This window comes from Bacillus sp. FSL R9-9530, from assembly GCF_038008145.1.
GTDB classification, from domain to species: domain Bacteria; phylum Bacillota; class Bacilli; order Bacillales; family Bacillaceae_G; genus Bacillus_A; species Bacillus_A mycoides.
In genome coordinates this window covers 3,917,501-3,935,305 of record NZ_JBBOYO010000001.1, presented here as the reverse complement: position 1 = coordinate 3,935,305, position 17,805 = coordinate 3,917,501, and the positions used below count along the sequence as shown (strand labels likewise).

Sequence of the window (17,805 nt, the reverse complement as noted above, 5' to 3'; positions counted from 1 at the left end):
CATATTTTTTTAATTTTAGTTTGGTTAAGTTAGAAAGGGCGCACGGTGGATGCCTTGACACTAGGAGTCGATGAAGGACGGGACTAACGCCGATATGCTTCGGGGAGCTGTAAGTAAGCTTTGATCCGAAGATTTCCGAATGGGGAAACCCACTATACGTAATGGTATGGTATCCTTACCTGAATACATAGGGTATGGAAGACAGACCCAGGGAACTGAAACATCTAAGTACCTGGAGGAAGAGAAAGCAAATGCGATTTCCTGAGTAGCGGCGAGCGAAACGGAATCTAGCCCAAACCAAGAGGCTTGCCTCTTGGGGTTGTAGGACATTCTATACGGAGTTACAAAGGAACGAGGTAGACGAAGCGACCTGGAAAGGTCCGTCACAGAGGGTAATAACCCCGTAGTCGAAACTTCGTTCTCTCTTGAATGTATCCTGAGTACGGCGGAACACGTGAAATTCCGTCGGAATCTGGGAGGACCATCTCCCAAGGCTAAATACTCCCTAGTGATCGATAGTGAACCAGTACCGTGAGGGAAAGGTGAAAAGCACCCCGGAAGGGGAGTGAAAGAGATCCTGAAACCGTGTGCCTACAAATAGTCAGAGCCCGTTAATGGGTGATGGCGTGCCTTTTGTAGAATGAACCGGCGAGTTACGATCCCGTGCGAGGTTAAGCTGAAGAGGCGGAGCCGCAGCGAAAGCGAGTCTGAATAGGGCGTTTAGTACGTGGTCGTAGACCCGAAACCAGGTGATCTACCCATGTCCAGGGTGAAGTTCAGGTAACACTGAATGGAGGCCCGAACCCACGCACGTTGAAAAGTGCGGGGATGAGGTGTGGGTAGCGGAGAAATTCCAATCGAACCTGGAGATAGCTGGTTCTCCCCGAAATAGCTTTAGGGCTAGCCTTAAGTGTAAGAGTCTTGGAGGTAGAGCACTGATTGAACTAGGGGTCCTCATCGGATTACCGAATTCAGTCAAACTCCGAATGCCAATGACTTATCCTTAGGAGTCAGACTGCGAGTGATAAGATCCGTAGTCAAGAGGGAAACAGCCCAGATCGCCAGCTAAGGTCCCAAAGTGTGTATTAAGTGGAAAAGGATGTGGAGTTGCTTAGACAACTAGGATGTTGGCTCAGAAGCAGCCACCATTTAAAGAGTGCGTAATAGCTCACTAGTCGAGTGACTCTGCGCCGAAAATGTACCGGGGCTAAATACACCACCGAAGCTGCGAATTGATACCAATGGTATCAGTGGTAGGGGAGCGTTCTAAGTGCAGTGAAGTCAGACCGGAAGGACTGGTGGAGCGCTTAGAAGTGAGAATGCCGGTATGAGTAGCGAAAGACGGGTGAGAATCCCGTCCACCGAATGCCTAAGGTTTCCTGAGGAAGGCTCGTCCGCTCAGGGTTAGTCAGGACCTAAGCCGAGGCCGACAGGCGTAGGCGATGGACAACAGGTTGATATTCCTGTACCACCTCTTTATCGTTTGAGCAATGGAGGGACGCAGAAGGATAGAAGAAGCGTGCGATTGGTTGTGCACGTCCAAGCAGTTAGGCTGATAAGTAGGCAAATCCGCTTATCGTGAAGGCTGAGCTGTGATGGGGAAGCTCCTTATGGAGCGAAGTCTTTGATTCCCCGCTGCCAAGAAAAGCTTCTAGCGAGATAAAAGGTGCCTGTACCGCAAACCGACACAGGTAGGCGAGGAGAGAATCCTAAGGTGTGCGAGAGAACTCTGGTTAAGGAACTCGGCAAAATGACCCCGTAACTTCGGGAGAAGGGGTGCTTTCTTAACGGAAAGCCGCAGTGAATAGGCCCAAGCGACTGTTTAGCAAAAACACAGGTCTCTGCGAAGCCGTAAGGCGAAGTATAGGGGCTGACACCTGCCCGGTGCTGGAAGGTTAAGGAGAGGGGTTAGCGTAAGCGAAGCTCTGAACTGAAGCCCCAGTAAACGGCGGCCGTAACTATAACGGTCCTAAGGTAGCGAAATTCCTTGTCGGGTAAGTTCCGACCCGCACGAAAGGTGTAACGATTTGGGCACTGTCTCAACCAGAGACTCGGTGAAATTATAGTACCTGTGAAGATGCAGGTTACCCGCGACAGGACGGAAAGACCCCGTGGAGCTTTACTGTAGCCTGATATTGAATTTTGGTACAGTTTGTACAGGATAGGCGGGAGCCATTGAAACCGGAGCGCTAGCTTCGGTGGAGGCGCTGGTGGGATACCGCCCTGACTGTATTGAAATTCTAACCTACGGGTCTCATCGACCCGGGAGACAGTGTCAGGTGGGCAGTTTGACTGGGGCGGTCGCCTCCTAAAGTGTAACGGAGGCGCCCAAAGGTTCCCTCAGAATGGTTGGAAATCATTCGTAGAGTGCAAAGGCATAAGGGAGCTTGACTGCGAGACCTACAAGTCGAGCAGGGACGAAAGTCGGGCTTAGTGATCCGGTGGTTCCGCATGGAAGGGCCATCGCTCAACGGATAAAAGCTACCCCGGGGATAACAGGCTTATCTCCCCCAAGAGTCCACATCGACGGGGAGGTTTGGCACCTCGATGTCGGCTCATCGCATCCTGGGGCTGTAGTCGGTCCCAAGGGTTGGGCTGTTCGCCCATTAAAGCGGTACGCGAGCTGGGTTCAGAACGTCGTGAGACAGTTCGGTCCCTATCCGTCGTGGGCGCAGGAAATTTGAGAGGAGCTGTCCTTAGTACGAGAGGACCGGGATGGACGCACCGCTGGTGTACCAGTTGTTCTGCCAAGGGCATAGCTGGGTAGCTATGTGCGGAAGGGATAAGTGCTGAAAGCATCTAAGCATGAAGCCCCCCTCAAGATGAGATTTCCCATAGCGTAAGCTAGTAAGATCCCTGAAAGATGATCAGGTTGATAGGTTCGAGGTGGAAGCATGGTGACATGTGGAGCTGACGAATACTAATAGATCGAGGACTTAACCATATAATATGAAGCAAATGTTATCTAGTTTTGAAGGAATATACCTTCATAGTTTGGTGATGATGGCAGAGAGGTCACACCCGTTCCCATACCGAACACGGAAGTTAAGCTCTCTAGCGCCGATGGTAGTTGGGACCTTGTCCCTGTGAGAGTAGGACGTCGCCAAGCAAGATAAAAACACGAGTCATTTGACTCGTGTTTTTTTTATTTCCCATGAAATAGGTTGGATTCCGTTAGTAAAAATGCTGAAATATAGTAAGGGATTTTTTGAGCAGAAATATTGAGAAATTGATAAATAAACGGATAATCTTCAGATCCATAACTTCCAAGTAAGTCATACCACCAATCCGTTTCATACCTAGAAATCATACTTAAATTATAGAGTAATAAATAATGAACAAGAAGCTCAGGCAACACTGGCTTAGAGTTTCTAGGGTCAGTCGTAAGTGGTAAATAATAAGTGTCAGTAAGATGCTCATAGTATAAAGGTGTACTATACATAGGATTCCATGATTGAATAGGTGCCGAAAAAAACAAATTTAATTCATTATTTTTCTCAGGTACGTGTTGTATTGATAAATGCTTACAAGCTGTTTCGATGTAACGAGAAAATCTCTCTTTGGTCATATGTAGTCGATCTAGTATGTTGACTGAAAAAGAGAGTTCATTTTTATTTGTTGAATCAATTTTATATAATGTGGTTCCTTTTTGACTATAGCGAAATAAATGTTGTAATTCAGGAATATTCCCCATTAGCTCTAACATATTAAACTTCTCCGCTTCTAAGTGTTTCATGTGAAACAGTTGTTCTGCAACGTGAGTAAACAATCCGTTTTTCTGTATTTTCACCTCATCTTCTAAAAATTGATACCCCTGTTTTTTCCGTTTACGAGTCGTAACGCCATGAGCTAAAACAGTAGTTGATTCTGGGTAGTTAGGATCAATAGTTAACAAGCAAGCTTTAAACAGTTGGCTAATTCCATAAAATAACAACATCGGCTGAATCGAAAAGGGGGCCACCTTATATAATTCATAATAATTTTTCCCGTGTTCTAAGTAGTAAATAAAGGGATAACAGTTTTCAAAACTTTTTTTTTCAGCATCTTGTATGGAGGATTTTTCATAACAACGGGCAAGATAACGTTGTACATTTTGAGATGAAAAAAAGAAACTTAATTGCTGCCAAGTACAATGTGTTTGATGCATATATTACGCTCCTTTTATTGTCTAAAAATTCTAACATATATATACGTCCTTGACAGTATTTTAACCAATTGATAAGCTACTAATAATAATTTCTGGTATCATGGGGGGAACAATTATGTGGGAATCTAAATTTGTTAAAGAAGGTTTGACTTTTGATGATGTATTACTTGTACCAGCGAGGTCAGATATATTACCAAGAGAAGTAAGTGTTAAAACAGTTTTATCTGAAAGCTTACAGCTAAACATCCCGTTAATTAGTGCAGGAATGGATACAGTAACAGAAGCTGACATGGCTATTGCAATGGCTCGCCAAGGCGGTTTAGGAATTATTCATAAGAATATGTCTATTGAGCAACAAGCAGAGCAAGTTGATAAAGTAAAGCGCTCTGAAAGCGGCGTTATTTCAGATCCTTTCTTCTTAACTCCAGAACATCAAGTATATGATGCAGAACATCTTATGGGAAAATATCGTATCTCAGGTGTACCAGTTGTAAATAATTTAGATGAGCGAAAATTAGTTGGTATTATTACAAACCGTGATATGCGTTTCATCCAAGACTACTCAATCAAAATTTCTGACGTAATGACAAAAGAACAGTTAATTACAGCTCCAGTTGGTACTACACTGGAAGAAGCTGAAAAAATCCTACAAAAGTATAAAATTGAAAAGCTCCCTCTTGTTGATAATAACGGTGTATTACAAGGGCTTATCACAATAAAAGATATTGAAAAAGTAATTGAATTCCCAAACTCTGCTAAAGATAAGCAAGGACGCTTATTAGTTGGAGCAGCTGTTGGTGTAACGGCTGATGCTATGCTTCGTATCGATGCATTAGTAAAAGCTAGCGTAGATGCAATTGTACTTGATACAGCTCATGGGCATTCTAAAGGTGTTATTGAAAAAGTAAAAGAAGTTCGTGCGAAATATCCAGCACTAAATATTATCGCTGGAAATGTTGCTACAGCTGAAGCAACGAAAGCATTAATTGAGGCTGGTGCAAACGTAGTTAAAGTTGGTATTGGACCAGGTTCTATTTGTACAACGCGTGTTGTAGCTGGTGTTGGTGTACCACAATTAACAGCAGTTTATGATTGTGCAACAGAAGCTCGTAAACACGGTATTCCAGTTATTGCTGATGGCGGTGTTAAGTACTCTGGTGATATGGTTAAAGCTTTAGCAGCAGGAGCACACGTTGTTATGCTAGGTAGTATGTTTGCTGGTGTTGCTGAAAGCCCTGGAGAAACTGAAATTTACCAAGGTCGCCAATTTAAAGTATATCGTGGTATGGGTTCTGTCGGAGCGATGGAAAAAGGAAGTAAAGATCGTTACTTCCAAGAAGGAAACAAAAAACTTGTTCCTGAAGGTATTGAAGGACGCGTACCATATAAAGGACCTTTAGCAGATACAGTTCATCAATTAGTTGGTGGATTACGTGCAGGTATGGGATATTGCGGAGCGCAGAATTTAGAATTCTTACGTGAGAATGCACAGTTCATTCGCATGTCAGGTGCAGGTTTACGTGAAAGCCATCCTCATCACGTACAGATTACAAAAGAGGCTCCAAACTACTCATTGTAATGTCTTATATACAAATAGACAGAGATTTGATATCTCTGTCTATTTTTTTTTGATTATGTTAGAATAACGGTTATGTGAGTACATAGATATTGGGGGTAGCAAAAGTGAAAGGTATGTTTTGCAAAAGATTCATTGCGTTGGTAACAGTGCTTACAATAGCTTGTAGCATGCTTGTACCATATAGCAATGCATCAGCAGAAACAGGAGCCGCTTTAAACATTGAAGCAGGTGCGGCAATTTTAGTAGAAGCGAATTCTGGGAAGATTTTATATCAAAAAAATGCAGATGAGTTATTATCAATTGCTAGTATGACAAAAATGATGAGTGAATACCTAGTGAACGAGGCTATTGCGAAAGGGAAACTAAAATGGGATCAAAAAGTTAAGGTTTCCGAATATGCGTATAACATTTCGCAAGATCGTTCATTATCGAATGTGCCTCTACGAAATGGTGAATCTTATACAGTAAAAGAGCTATACGAAGCAATGGCAATTTATTCTGCTAATGGTGCAACGATAGCGTTAGCTGAAGCAGTTGCTGGAAAAGAAGTAGACTTTGTAAAAATGATGAATGATAAATCGAAAGAGTTTGGATTAAAAAATTATAAGTTTGTAAATTCTACGGGCTTAACGAACAAAGATTTAAAAGGACACCATCCTGAAGGGACAACTCCAGATGAAGAAAATAAAATGTCTGCGAGAGATGTAGCAATTTTAGCACAACGTCTTATTCAAGATTTCCCTAAAACATTAGACATAGCAAAAATTTCAAAAAAAGTATTCCGTGAAGGTACTCCGGATCGGATTGAAATGCCTAACTGGAACTGGATGTTAAAGGGGTTAATTAAGGAATACGAAGGCGTAGATGGTCTGAAAACAGGATCAACTCCAGAAGCAGGAGATTGTTTCACTGGTACGATTGAAAGAAATGGTATGCGTTTCATTTCTGTAGTTATTAAAACAAAATCTCACACGGCAAGATTTGATGAGACAAAGAAATTATATGATTATGGCTTTGCTAACTTTGAAATGAAGAAAATGTATGAAAAAGGTTCTTCGGTCAAAGGAAAAGAAACAGTAAGAGTTGAAAATGCGAAAGATAAAGATGTAGCAGTTCAAACGAAGCAAGCTGTTTCACTTCCGGTGCCAAAGGGAAGTAAAGACGTTTATAAAACAGAATTTAAAGAAGGAAATAAGGGACAAGAAGCACCTCTGAAAAAGGGAGTTGCACTTGGACAAATGGTTGTAACGTCTAAAGATAGTAATGATCCTGGATTTTTATCAGGAAAATCATTACAAGTAGACCTTGTAACAAAATCTGAAGTAGAAGAGGCAGGCTGGTTTACACGTTCTATGCGTGGAATTGGTTCTTTCTTTAGTAGTATGTGGAATGGTGCTATTGATACAGTAAAAGGTTGGTTTTAAAAGCTCCTCATTGTAGGGGCTTTTTCTTATTCCTATTTTTCATACCGACTTTATGAAAAAGTAGTGGACAAGCATCAGATAGTTAGTGGTAGAATGTAAGAGTATTCTTAATTTTCTTCTTTAACGGGGAAAGCAATTCACCTAGGGGGGTTTTTGTACATGACAAATGTAACAGGGACAGAACGTGTAAAACGTGGAATGGCAGAAATGCAAAAAGGCGGCGTTATTATGGACGTAGTTAACGCTGAGCAAGCAAGGATTGCAGAAGAGGCAGGCGCAGTTGCTGTTATGGCATTAGAGCGTGTACCTGCAGATATTCGTGCAGCAGGTGGCGTTTCTCGTATGGCAGATCCAACAATTGTTGAAGAAGTTATGGGTGCTGTATCAATTCCGGTTATGGCAAAATGTCGTATCGGTCACCTTGTAGAAGCACGTGTATTAGAATCATTAGGGGTAGACTATATCGATGAGAGTGAAGTATTGACTCCTGCTGATGAAGTATACCATTTAAATAAACGTGATTACACAGTTCCGTTTGTATGTGGTTGCCGCGATATCGGAGAAGCTGCACGTCGTATTGCAGAAGGTGCAGCTATGCTTCGTACAAAAGGTGAACCTGGAACAGGAAACATTGTAGAGGCAGTGCGTCATATGCGCCAAGTCAATGCAGAAATCCGTCAAGTTGCAAGTCTACGTGAAGATGAGTTAATGACATATGCAAAAAATACTGGTGCTCCTTATGAAGTACTACTTGAAATTAAACGCCTTGGTCGCCTGCCAGTTGTAAACTTTGCAGCAGGTGGTGTAGCAACACCAGCAGATGCAGCGTTAATGATGCAACTTGGTGCTGATGGTGTATTTGTTGGATCTGGTATCTTCAAATCAGAGAACCCAGAGAAATTTGCACGTGCAATCGTTGAAGCAACGACTCATTATGAAGATTACGAACTAATTGCAAGCCTTTCTAAAGGATTAGGTAATGCAATGAAAGGTATCGAAATTTCAACGTTATTACCAGAACAACGCATGCAAGAGCGTGGATGGTAATTAAAGGAGATCTTTAAAATGGTGAAAATCGGTGTACTAGGTCTTCAAGGTGCAGTTCGTGAGCATGTAAAATCAGTTGAGGCAAGTGGTGCAGAAGCTGTTGTTGTAAAGCGTATAGAGCAACTTGAAGAGATTGATGGTCTTATTTTACCAGGCGGTGAAAGTACAACAATGCGCCGTCTTATTGATAAGTATGCTTTCATGGAGCCTCTTCGTACATTTGCGAAGTCTGGTAAACCAATGTTTGGTACATGTGCAGGAATGATTCTTCTTGCGAAAACACTTATTGGCTATGAAGAAGCACATATTGGTGCTATGGATATTACGGTTGAGCGCAATGCGTTCGGACGCCAAAAAGATAGTTTTGAAGCTGCACTTTCAATTAAAGGTGTGGGAGAAGACTTTGTTGGTGTATTTATCCGTGCTCCGTATGTTGTAAATGTAGCTGATGATGTTGAAGTACTTTCTATGCATGGCGAGCGAATGGTAGCGGTAAGGCAAGGGCCGTTTTTAGCTGCTTCTTTCCATCCGGAATTAACGGATGATCATCGTGTAACAGCATACTTTGTAGAAATGGTAAAAGAAGCGAAAATGAAAAAAGTTGTATAAGTAACTTGCAACTTGTATAAGATTATAGTAAATTGATGATAACAATTTTATAAAATAAGCGTGTTGATAGGAAGTAGTAACAAATGTTGTTTCTTATAGAGAGTCGATGGTTGGTGGAAATCGATAGAAACAGTTTGTGAATCCATCCTGGAATGGAATGTGGAATATCTTTTGATTAGTAAACATTCCCGGTGAAGAGCCGTTATTTCTACTTGAGAGGAAAGCGGTAATGCTTTCAACTAGGGTGGCAACGCGGGTTAACTCCCGTCCCTTTGTATAGGGACGGGAGTTTTTTGTGTTTTATAAAATAAAAGGAGGAGTATATAATGCTTGATATTAAATTTTTACGTACGAATTTTGAAGAAGTAAAAGCAAAATTACAGCATAGAGGCGAAGATTTAACGGATTTTGGTCGCTTTGAAGAACTTGATACGAGAAGAAGAGAGCTACTTGTTCAAACAGAAGAACTAAAAAGTAAACGTAACGAAGTATCTCAACAAATTTCAGTATTAAAGCGTGAAAAGAAAGATGCGGAAGCTCTAATTCTAGAAATGCGTGAAGTTGGGGAAAAAGTAAAAGATCTTGATAATGAGCTTCGTACAGTTGAAGAAGATTTAGAAAGATTAATGCTATCTATCCCAAATATCCCTCATGAATCTGCCCCAATAGGCGAAACAGAGGATGATAACGTAGTAGCACGTACTTGGGGAGAAGTGAAAGAATTTACTTATGAGCCAAAACCACATTGGGACCTTGCTACTGATTTAGGGATTTTAGATTTTGAACGTGCTGGGAAAGTAACAGGAAGCCGATTTGTATTTTACAAAGGTGCTGGTGCAAGATTAGAACGTGCTTTGATTAGCTTTATGCTTGACCTTCATACTGATGAGCATGGATATGAGGAAGTATTGCCTCCTTATATGGTAAACCGTGCAAGTATGACAGGAACAGGACAACTTCCAAAGTTTGAAGAAGATGCATTCCGTATTGAAAGTGAAGATTATTTCCTAATCCCAACAGCTGAAGTACCTGTAACAAATATGCATCGTGATGAGATTGTGAGTAAAGAGCAATTGCCGATACGATATGCTGCGTTTAGCTCATGCTTCCGTTCTGAAGCAGGTTCAGCTGGTCGTGATACACGTGGTTTAATTCGCCAACACCAATTTAATAAAGTTGAACTTGTGAAGTTCGTGAAACCAGAAGATTCTTACGAAGAGTTAGAAAAATTAACAAATGATGCAGAGCGCGTGTTACAATTATTAGAGTTGCCATATCGCGTTATGAGCATGTGTACAGGAGATTTAGGATTTACAGCAGCGAAGAAATACGATATTGAAGTATGGATTCCAAGCTATGGTACATATCGTGAAATTTCTTCTTGTAGTAATTTTGAGGCATTCCAAGCGAGACGCGCGAATATCCGTTTCCGTCGTGAGCCAAATGGTAAACCGGAACATGTTCATACACTAAATGGATCTGGTCTTGCAATTGGACGTACAGTGGCAGCTATTTTAGAGAACTACCAACAAGAAGATGGTACAATTATAATTCCAGAAGTTCTTCGCCCTTATATGGGAGGAAAAACAGTTATTAAATAAGTTAAAACATTCATCGGTATGAGTGATTGGTAATTATGGACGTTGTCAGCAGTGTCATAAAGGAGAGGGGAAGTAAAGTTTCCCTTTCCTCATAATTTATTATAGTGGGGTTGACTAACTGTTTTTCTTTTGATATTATATTTGATGTCAATATGGAGGTATACCCAAGTCTGGCTGAAGGGATCGGTCTTGAAAACCGACAGGCGGCGAGAGTCGCGCGGGGGTTCGAATCCCTCTACCTCCTCCAGATATAATTGACAACAGCGCATATAAGTGGAGATTGGAGAACTCGTTACCAACACGTAACGAGTTTTTATTTTAAAACCAATCATAAAGTATGATGTAAGGATATAGTGTCCTTATTACACACTCATATTCCGATGATTATCTTCATAGATATGAAAGGAGTTAACATGGATCTTATTATACAAACGTTTCCTTTAGATGGAAAAACTTTATATTATGTACAATGTCCTGTCTGTAAGAACAATAGAATTTTAAACAGTGGTGCAAATGTGTCGCGCATTATAAGTGATGATACATTCCGTAAACTTTGTGGTTGCACTTGTGATGTAAAACAGGTTGCAAAAAAAGTAGAGGTACCAAAAGAAGCTGAAAAACCAGCTGTGCAAAAAGAAGTAACTCCAAAACGTACAGGGAAATTACTAACAGCAGTAATTAATGGGAAAGAATTGACTGTTAAAGAGATTGCTGAAACATATGATATTAGTACGAGTACTGTTCGTCAGCGTATTAATGCTGGAAAGCCAGAGAGTGAAATTATTGCTCCGACAAAAAAGAAAAAGTAATTTCATAGGAAAACCCGTGCATATGCACGGGTTTTTTATTTTACAAGTTTACGTGTTTGTTTTAAAAAATGTCCAATTTTTTTAATGATTGGTTCGATTGAATCGCCATCTTTTAAAATATCGTATTCATTAATGTTTAATCGTAAAACAGGGCATGAATTAAAGTTATTAATCCAGTTATCGTAACGTCCATGCATCTCTTTCCAATATTCAATTGGTGTTTGCTGCTCCATGGGACGTCCTCGTTCTTGAATACGATCGACAATATCATCAAAAGAACCTTCTAGGTAAATTAATAAGTCTGGATGAGGGAAGTAAGGAGTCATGACCATAGCATCAAATAACCCTTTGTATGTCTCATAATCAGTTTCAGTCATTGTACCCTTTTCGTAATGCATTTTTGCGAAAATACCAGTGTCCTCATATATAGAACGGTCTTGAACAAAACCGCCACCATATTCGAAAATTCTTTTTTGTTCTTTAAATCGTTCTGCTAAAAAGTACACTTGTAAGTGAAAGCTCCAGCGTGTGAAATCAGCATAGAACTTGTCCAAATATGGATTGGAATCTACTTTTTCAAAAGATGTACGATAACCTAAAGCGTTAGCCAATGCAGTTGTCATAGTTGATTTACCGACACCTACTGTTCCAGCAATAGTGATAACTGCATCATTTGGTATATCATATTTTTGCCTTAAATTCATTGTTATTTCGACTCCTTCAAGAGAGTATTTTGAAGAGCTGATAAGATGACATTTAAATCATCAGGATTTCTTACAAAATCCATATCGTCTCCATTAAATTTCAATACTGGAATATCTGGATGGTCCTTTTTGAAAGCATCCATTGCTGTTTCGTAATCTTTTGTAAGCTGTAGCAAGTAATTTGGATCCATATTTTTTTCGAATTCTCTTCCGCGCATGGCAATTCGTTTTTGTAATGTTTCTAGGCTCGCTGTTAAATAAACGATGACATTTGGCACAGGCATATCTTGCGTAAGAATGCGATAAATTTGCATGTACTTGTCATATTGAGAATCTTTTAATGTACGGGATGCAAAAATTAAATTTTTAAATATATGATAATCTGCTACTACAGGCTTTCTTTGATTCAAATACTTTATGTTAATATCCTCTAGTTGTTTGTATCTATTACAAAGAAAGAACATCTCTGTTTGAAAACTCCATTCGTCGATGTCTTCGTAGAATTTTCCTAAAAAAGGATTTTCATCAACAATCTCTTTTAGTAAGTGGAGTTGCATGTGAGTTGAAAGTTCCTTCGCAAGTGAAGTTTTTCCAACACCAATTGGTCCTTCAACCGTGATAAATGGTACTCCGGTCACGCTGTTTCCTCCTTTCAATCAGTGATTTACCGTGACTACTAAAAACACAAAACAGAATTATTGTAGCACAAGAGGGGAGCGAGCGGACTAATTTGATATAAAAAGTTAGAAAATAGATATGTATTAATTAAATTTTATTTGGGATGACGGTACAATATTTGCCTTTAATGTGGCTTCCATTATTTTTAAAGCATGTTCATTATCTTGCTCGTTATTAGAAGCGATGCAATCCCGTGGTACATAAAGTGTATAATTTCTCATATGGGCATCATTAGCTGTAAAAAGGATGCATATGTTCCCGGCAATTCCTGTTAAAATGAGATTTTCGATTTTTAAATAACCTAATAAAGAATTCAAAGGTGTTTCATAAAAAGCAGAGTAATGTGGTTTAATAAAAATGTAATCGTCAGTATGCGGAGCAATGGCCTCGATAATATTTTTACTATACTCATTTGTACAATGGGTGATAAGTTGATCAATATCAGATCTCCAAAGTTGATAGTGATCATTGATATAAATTATTGGATAGCCTAATGACTTCATGGTGTCCTTTAATTGTAAAATGGGGTTCTTTATAATTTCACATTTCTGTGCCAGGATGGGTCCGTGGGAGAATTGAAAATCATTAATCATATCGATAATGAGTAAGGCAGTATTTTTCATATGTAATTCCCTCTCTTTCTTCTTTAGGTTGGATTGAATTTGTAAAAGTTATCCCACCTGCAAGAAATGAAAAAGTGTATTTTATTTTTGGTGAAAGGACTATATTATGGAGCGAGATATATATTTTATGCAGTTAGCAATAGAGGAAGCGAAGAAGGCGGAGGCGATACAAGAGGTACCAATTGGTGCTGTAATTGTGCTAGATGGTGAAGTGATTAGTGTCGCACATAACTTAAGAGAAACTGAACAGAGATCAATAGCTCACGCCGAACTCTTAGCTATTGATGAAGCTTGCAAAAAATTAGGGACATGGCGTTTAGAAGATGCAACGTTATATGTAACATTAGAACCTTGCCCAATGTGTGCAGGGGGAATTGTTTTATCGCGTATAAAACGGGTTGTATATGGTGCGAGCGATCCGAAAGGTGGATGTGCAGGTACGTTGATGAATCTTTTAACTGATGAGCGTTTTAATCATCAGTGTGAAGTAGTGCCTGGTGTACTTGAAGAAGAATGTGGTACGTTGTTAACGATTTTTTTTAGGGAGCTTCGTAAGAAAAGAAAAGAAGTGAAAAAACTAGAGAAAAGTAATGGTAACTAACGTATTTGCATTTTGTAAAAAAACAAGTTATACTGATAATGCCTTATCCAAGGCAACCGAATATTGGTTTTAACTTTGCCGTGCTAAGCGGGGAGGTAGCGGTGCCCTATACTCGCAATCCGCTCTAGCGAGGCTGAATCCCTTCTCGAGGTTATGTTGCTGTAAGGTCTGCCTTAAGTAAGTGGTGTTGACGTTTGGGTCCTGCGCAACGGGACCCCGTGAACCTTGTCAGGTCCGGAAGGAAGCAGCAATAAGCGGGTTTTCTCGTGTGCCGCAGGAGTGCCTGAACCGAGCTAACTGCTTGAGTAACGCTTATGGTACGTAATCGACAGAAGGTGCACGGCAGTTATATATGTATACAAAACTCACCTTTATATAAAGGTGAGTTTTTTGTATGGAAAATAACTTTTGGAATCTATAAACAGAATGGGTTATAATAAATAAGATAATAACCTTTGAGGGAGGCCGTATTTTCGTGTCATACCAAGCGTTATACCGAACATGGAGACCGCAAAAATTCGAAGATGTAGTCGGTCAAAAGCACGTGACAAAAACGTTGCAAAATGCCCTTCTTCAAGAGAAAGCTTCACATGCTTATTTGTTTTCGGGTCCGAGGGGAACAGGGAAAACGACAATTGCAAAAGTATTTGCAAAGGCAATTAACTGTGAACACGCCCCGGTAGCTGAACCTTGTAATGAATGTCCTTCTTGTTTAGGAATTACACAAGGGTCTATTTCAGATGTATTAGAAATTGATGCGGCTTCAAATAACGGTGTAGATGAAATTCGAGATATAAGAGATAAAGTAAAATATGCTCCAAGTGCTGTAGGATATAAAGTATACATTATTGATGAAGTTCACATGCTTTCTATGGGTGCCTTTAATGCGCTTTTGAAAACTTTAGAAGAGCCGCCAGGACATGTTATTTTTATTCTGGCGACAACAGAACCGCATAAAATTCCAGCTACAATTATTTCGCGTTGTCAGCGTTTTGAGTTTCGAAAGATATCAGTAAATGATATCGTTGAGAGATTATCGACGGTCGTGACAAATGAAGGTACGCAAGTAGAAGATGAAGCGTTACAAATCGTAGCGCGTGCCGCCGAAGGTGGTATGCGTGATGCGCTCAGTCTTATTGATCAAGCTATTTCTTATAGTGATGAGACGGTGACGAGTGAAGATGTTTTAGCTGTAACAGGATCTGTATCTCAGCGATATTTGGGTGACCTGGTAGAATGTATACGTGAAAATGATGTATCAAGAGCGTTACGTATTATAGATGAGATGATGAGTAAAGGGAAAGATCCAGTTCGCTTTATGGAGGATTTCATTTACTACTATCGTGATATGCTTTTATATCAAACTTCACCACAATTAGAACATATGTTGGAACGGGTAATTGTAGATGATCAATTCCGTACGTTAAGTGAAGAAATGCAACCGGAAGTAATCTATGAAATTATTCATACCCTTAGTAAGGGACAACAGGAGATGAAGTGGACAAACCATCCAAGAATATTCTTGGAAGTTGTTATGGTGCAACTGTGTCAGCAGTTTATGATGCAAGCAAACGGCGCAGATCGTTTACAAGCGATTATGAACAGGATGCAGCAGTTGGAGAAAGAGTTAGAGCAAGTTAAAAAGAATGGCGTGCCAGCTGGTGTGCAGCAGGAAGTAAGAGAGACGCGGGCAACACCAAAACCGGTACGAACAGGGAGTATGAAAATTCCTGTTGGACGTGTGAATGAAGTGTTAAAGCAAGCGAAGCGTCAAGATTTAGAACAGTTAAAAGCTGTATGGGGCGAATTATTAGGAAGGCTCAAGTCACATAACAAAGTAGCATTTGCTGTTTTATTAGAAAATAGTGAACCAGTTGCGGCTTCGGATGACACCTATGTGTTAGCATTTCAATATGAGATTCATTGCAAAATGGCTAGTGAAAATCGAGAAGCGATGGATACATTGGAACAAACCCTTTTTGAATTGTTAAGTAAAAGGTTAAATATGATTGCTATCCCAAAAAGTGAATGGGGTAAAATTCGTGAAGACTTTTTACAACGCGAAGGCGGGGATTCTGAAGAAAGCCCAGAACAAAAAGAAGATCCTCTTATAGAAGAGGCTGTAAAATTAGTAGGGCAAGAACTTATTGAAATAAAAGAGTAATAATAATGAGGAGGAATTAATTATGATGCGTGGCGGAATGGGAAATATGAATAATATGATGAAACAAATGCAAAAGATGCAAAAGGACATGGCGAAGGCGCAAGAAGAGCTTGGCGAAAAAACAGTTGAAGGTACAGCTGGCGGCGGAATGGTTACTGTTATTGCAAATGGTCATAAGCAAGTTCTTGAAGTGAAAATTAAAGAAGAAGTTGTAGATCCAGAAGATATCGAAATGTTACAAGACTTAGTATTAGCTGCAACGAATGATGCACTTAAAAAGGTTGATGAACTTTCAAACTCTACAATGGGCAAATTTACAAAAGGCATGAACTTACCAGGTGGAATGTTCTAGGAGGATATTGATATATGCATTATCCAGAACCGATATCAAAATTAATCGATAGTTTTATGAAGTTGCCAGGAATTGGACCGAAAACAGCGGTTCGATTGGCATTCTTCGTGTTAGATATGAAAGAGGATGATGTACTAGGTTTTGCGAAAGCACTTGTGAATGCAAAGCGAGATTTAGCGTATTGTTCTGTGTGCGGACATATCACTGACCGCGATCCTTGTTATATTTGTGACGATTCGCATAGGGATCAATCGGTTGTTTGTGTAGTACAAGAGCCGAAAGATGTAATTGCGATGGAAAAAATGAAAGAATATCAAGGTGTATATCATGTTTTGCGTGGTGCCATTTCTCCAATGGAAGGAATTGGACCAGAGGATATTAATATCCCGCAGTTATTAAAGAGACTGCAAGATGAAACAGTACAAGAAGTGATATTAGCAACAAACCCTAATATTGAAGGGGAAGCCACAGCGATGTACATATCCCGCCTCTTAAAGCCAACAGGAATTAAAGTAACTCGTATTGCACATGGTCTGCCAGTTGGTGGAGATTTAGAATATGCAGATGAAGTAACACTATCGAAAGCTTTAGAAGGCCGTAGAGAGATATAAGAGGAGAAGGGAAAATGTTCTTTCAAAAAAAGGGTAAGTTGCGTAAAGAGTATGACGATAAGTTAATTGTATTATTAGAAAAGGTAAAGAATGAATGGCTACGTCAGAAGAGACTGGTTGAACAAAGTGTTGAGCCGTCTCAAGATGTACTTTGTTCTTTAAAAATAGCAGAGGCGAAATATTTTTTCTTGTTAAAAGAAGCAAAACGTCGTCCTGTGAAAATGGAACAATGGTAAAAGGTCCTGCTTTTTAAAGCGGGACCTTTTACTTTTTATCGATTTATTTGTGAGTAATAGGGCTACTTTATTTTTGGGATATAAAGAGGAGAAAGAAAAAATGGGAATGGAATTAGTTGTATCTAATTGCTAGTGCTTAGAAGAAAGATTACTGATTAAAGGTTATAAAGATGAAGTGGTAGGAGTTATGTTATAGATGTTCTTTTTTCTTGTCTTGTCCCATACAAATGGATATGTATAGGTCATTCATAAGGAGGAAAAAATGAATTCTACAATTATTATTGTTGGCATTCTTTCTTTAGTTTTTATTTTTCTTGTTTTTGGTGTTTCTGCTAAACCAATACGTTTTATAGGGAAAGCACTCTTTCATGTCACTTTAGGTATAGCGTTACTATTTATTGTGAATGTTGCAGGGACATATTTCGATTTTCATATTCCAATTAACATGGGCACAGCTACAGTATCAAGTTTATTAGGGGTGCCAGGTGTTGCTGCATTAGTGATTATTAAGCTATATATAATGCCAAGATAAATTTATTTTGGCATTTTTTAAAAAAGCGTTGACTTATCGATTAGTAATATGATAAATTAATAAGCGTCGTCAGGAACGAAAGAAAAAA

16 protein-coding genes, 1 tRNA gene, 2 rRNA genes, 1 other RNA gene and 1 other annotated feature are annotated in these 17,805 nt (G+C 39.7%); of the genes, 16 read left to right on the top strand and 4 right to left on the bottom strand.

What is annotated here, in order from left to right:
* The first annotated feature begins 22 nt into the window (after nt 1-22).
* Both MKX66_RS19815 and rrf read left to right on the top strand, forming a co-directional pair.
* Nucleotides 23-2,944: ribosomal RNA gene (locus MKX66_RS19815) — 23S ribosomal RNA — on the top strand.
* 49 nt (nt 2,945-2,993) lie between these two features.
* Nucleotides 2,994-3,109 (top strand): 5S ribosomal RNA (gene rrf, locus MKX66_RS19810).
* 36 nt (nt 3,110-3,145) lie between these two features.
* On the opposite strand, the gene MKX66_RS19805 is transcribed toward rrf, so the two are convergent.
* Nucleotides 3,146-4,147 (bottom strand): YaaC family protein, encoded by a 1,002-nt coding sequence (locus MKX66_RS19805; protein ID WP_215590552.1) that lies wholly within the window; start codon nt 4,145-4,147, stop codon nt 3,146-3,148.
* 115 nt (nt 4,148-4,262) lie between these two features.
* On the opposite strand from MKX66_RS19805, the gene guaB reads away from it, so the two are divergent.
* The 7 genes from guaB to MKX66_RS19770 all read left to right on the top strand — a co-directional run bounded on the left by guaB (nt 4,263) and on the right by MKX66_RS19770 (nt 11,216).
* Entirely contained in the window at nt 4,263-5,726 is a 1,464-nt protein-coding gene (gene guaB, locus MKX66_RS19800; RefSeq protein WP_002107266.1) for an IMP dehydrogenase, read from the top strand.
* A gap of 113 nt (nt 5,727-5,839) precedes the next feature.
* The gene (locus MKX66_RS19795; protein ID WP_215591270.1) at nt 5,840-7,150 is read left to right on the top strand and encodes a D-alanyl-D-alanine carboxypeptidase family protein; all 1,311 of its coding nucleotides are present in this window, start codon (nt 5,840-5,842) and stop codon (nt 7,148-7,150) included.
* A gap of 159 nt (nt 7,151-7,309) precedes the next feature.
* Entirely contained in the window at nt 7,310-8,197 is an 888-nt protein-coding gene (pdxS, locus tag MKX66_RS19790) for a pyridoxal 5'-phosphate synthase lyase subunit PdxS (RefSeq protein ID WP_002009615.1), read from the top strand.
* Nucleotides 8,198-8,215: 18 nt separating this feature from the next.
* The gene (gene pdxT, locus MKX66_RS19785; RefSeq protein WP_002009616.1) at nt 8,216-8,806 is read left to right on the top strand and encodes a pyridoxal 5'-phosphate synthase glutaminase subunit PdxT; all 591 of its coding nucleotides are present in this window, start codon (nt 8,216-8,218) and stop codon (nt 8,804-8,806) included.
* A gap of 54 nt (nt 8,807-8,860) precedes the next feature.
* Nucleotides 8,861-9,081, top strand: a binding site (T-box leader).
* Between the two features lie 51 nt (nt 9,082-9,132).
* On the top strand, nt 9,133-10,407 hold the full coding sequence (serS, locus tag MKX66_RS19780; protein WP_002009617.1) for a serine--tRNA ligase: 1,275 nt from the start codon (nt 9,133-9,135) through the stop codon (nt 10,405-10,407).
* Nucleotides 10,408-10,561: 154 nt separating this feature from the next.
* Nucleotides 10,562-10,654: transfer RNA gene (locus tag MKX66_RS19775), tRNA-Ser, on the top strand.
* A 166-nt stretch (nt 10,655-10,820) separates the two neighbouring features.
* Nucleotides 10,821-11,216, top strand: coding sequence for a DUF3797 domain-containing protein (locus MKX66_RS19770; protein WP_002029297.1), 396 nt, complete (start codon nt 10,821-10,823; stop codon nt 11,214-11,216).
* Nucleotides 11,217-11,251: 35 nt separating this feature from the next.
* Here the strand turns inward: MKX66_RS19770 and MKX66_RS19765 are convergent, their stop codons facing one another.
* From MKX66_RS19765 to MKX66_RS19755, 3 genes are all read right to left on the bottom strand, one after another.
* The gene (locus MKX66_RS19765) at nt 11,252-11,920 is read right to left on the bottom strand and encodes a deoxynucleoside kinase (RefSeq protein ID WP_002009620.1); all 669 of its coding nucleotides are present in this window, start codon (nt 11,918-11,920) and stop codon (nt 11,252-11,254) included.
* Between the two features lie 2 nt (nt 11,921-11,922).
* Nucleotides 11,923-12,558, bottom strand: a complete 636-nt coding sequence (locus MKX66_RS19760; RefSeq protein WP_002009621.1) for a deoxynucleoside kinase — start codon at nt 12,556-12,558, stop codon at nt 11,923-11,925.
* 123 nt (nt 12,559-12,681) lie between these two features.
* Nucleotides 12,682-13,221: an isochorismatase family cysteine hydrolase gene (locus MKX66_RS19755; RefSeq protein ID WP_002009622.1), complete on the bottom strand. Its 540-nt coding sequence runs from the start codon at nt 13,219-13,221 to the stop codon at nt 12,682-12,684.
* A gap of 106 nt (nt 13,222-13,327) precedes the next feature.
* Here MKX66_RS19755 and tadA point away from each other — a divergent pair, with 106 nt between their 5' ends.
* The 7 genes from tadA (at nt 13,328) to MKX66_RS19720 (ending at nt 17,717) form a co-directional block, all read left to right on the top strand.
* Nucleotides 13,328-13,822, top strand: a complete 495-nt coding sequence (gene tadA / locus MKX66_RS19750) for a tRNA adenosine(34) deaminase TadA (RefSeq protein ID WP_002029304.1) — start codon at nt 13,328-13,330, stop codon at nt 13,820-13,822.
* Between the two features lie 78 nt (nt 13,823-13,900).
* Nucleotides 13,901-14,165: signal recognition particle sRNA large type (gene ffs, locus MKX66_RS19745), an RNA gene on the top strand.
* A gap of 132 nt (nt 14,166-14,297) precedes the next feature.
* Nucleotides 14,298-15,986 carry a DNA polymerase III subunit gamma/tau gene (dnaX, locus tag MKX66_RS19740; protein ID WP_002029302.1) on the top strand — a complete coding sequence of 563 codons (1,689 nt, stop codon included), beginning with the start codon at nt 14,298-14,300 and terminating at the stop codon, nt 15,984-15,986.
* Between the two features lie 25 nt (nt 15,987-16,011).
* A complete protein-coding gene (locus tag MKX66_RS19735) occupies nt 16,012-16,338 on the top strand; it encodes a YbaB/EbfC family nucleoid-associated protein (protein ID WP_170935248.1) in 327 nt (108 codons plus the stop codon).
* Nucleotides 16,339-16,352: 14 nt separating this feature from the next.
* Nucleotides 16,353-16,949, top strand: a complete 597-nt coding sequence (gene recR, locus MKX66_RS19730) for a recombination protein RecR (RefSeq protein WP_002009629.1) — start codon at nt 16,353-16,355, stop codon at nt 16,947-16,949.
* A gap of 14 nt (nt 16,950-16,963) precedes the next feature.
* Nucleotides 16,964-17,185 (top strand): YaaL family protein, encoded by a 222-nt coding sequence (locus MKX66_RS19725; protein ID WP_002009631.1) that lies wholly within the window; start codon nt 16,964-16,966, stop codon nt 17,183-17,185.
* Between the two features lie 262 nt (nt 17,186-17,447).
* The gene (locus tag MKX66_RS19720; RefSeq protein ID WP_002009632.1) at nt 17,448-17,717 is read left to right on the top strand and encodes a pro-sigmaK processing inhibitor BofA family protein; all 270 of its coding nucleotides are present in this window, start codon (nt 17,448-17,450) and stop codon (nt 17,715-17,717) included.
* Nucleotides 17,718-17,805 lie beyond the last annotated feature (88 nt).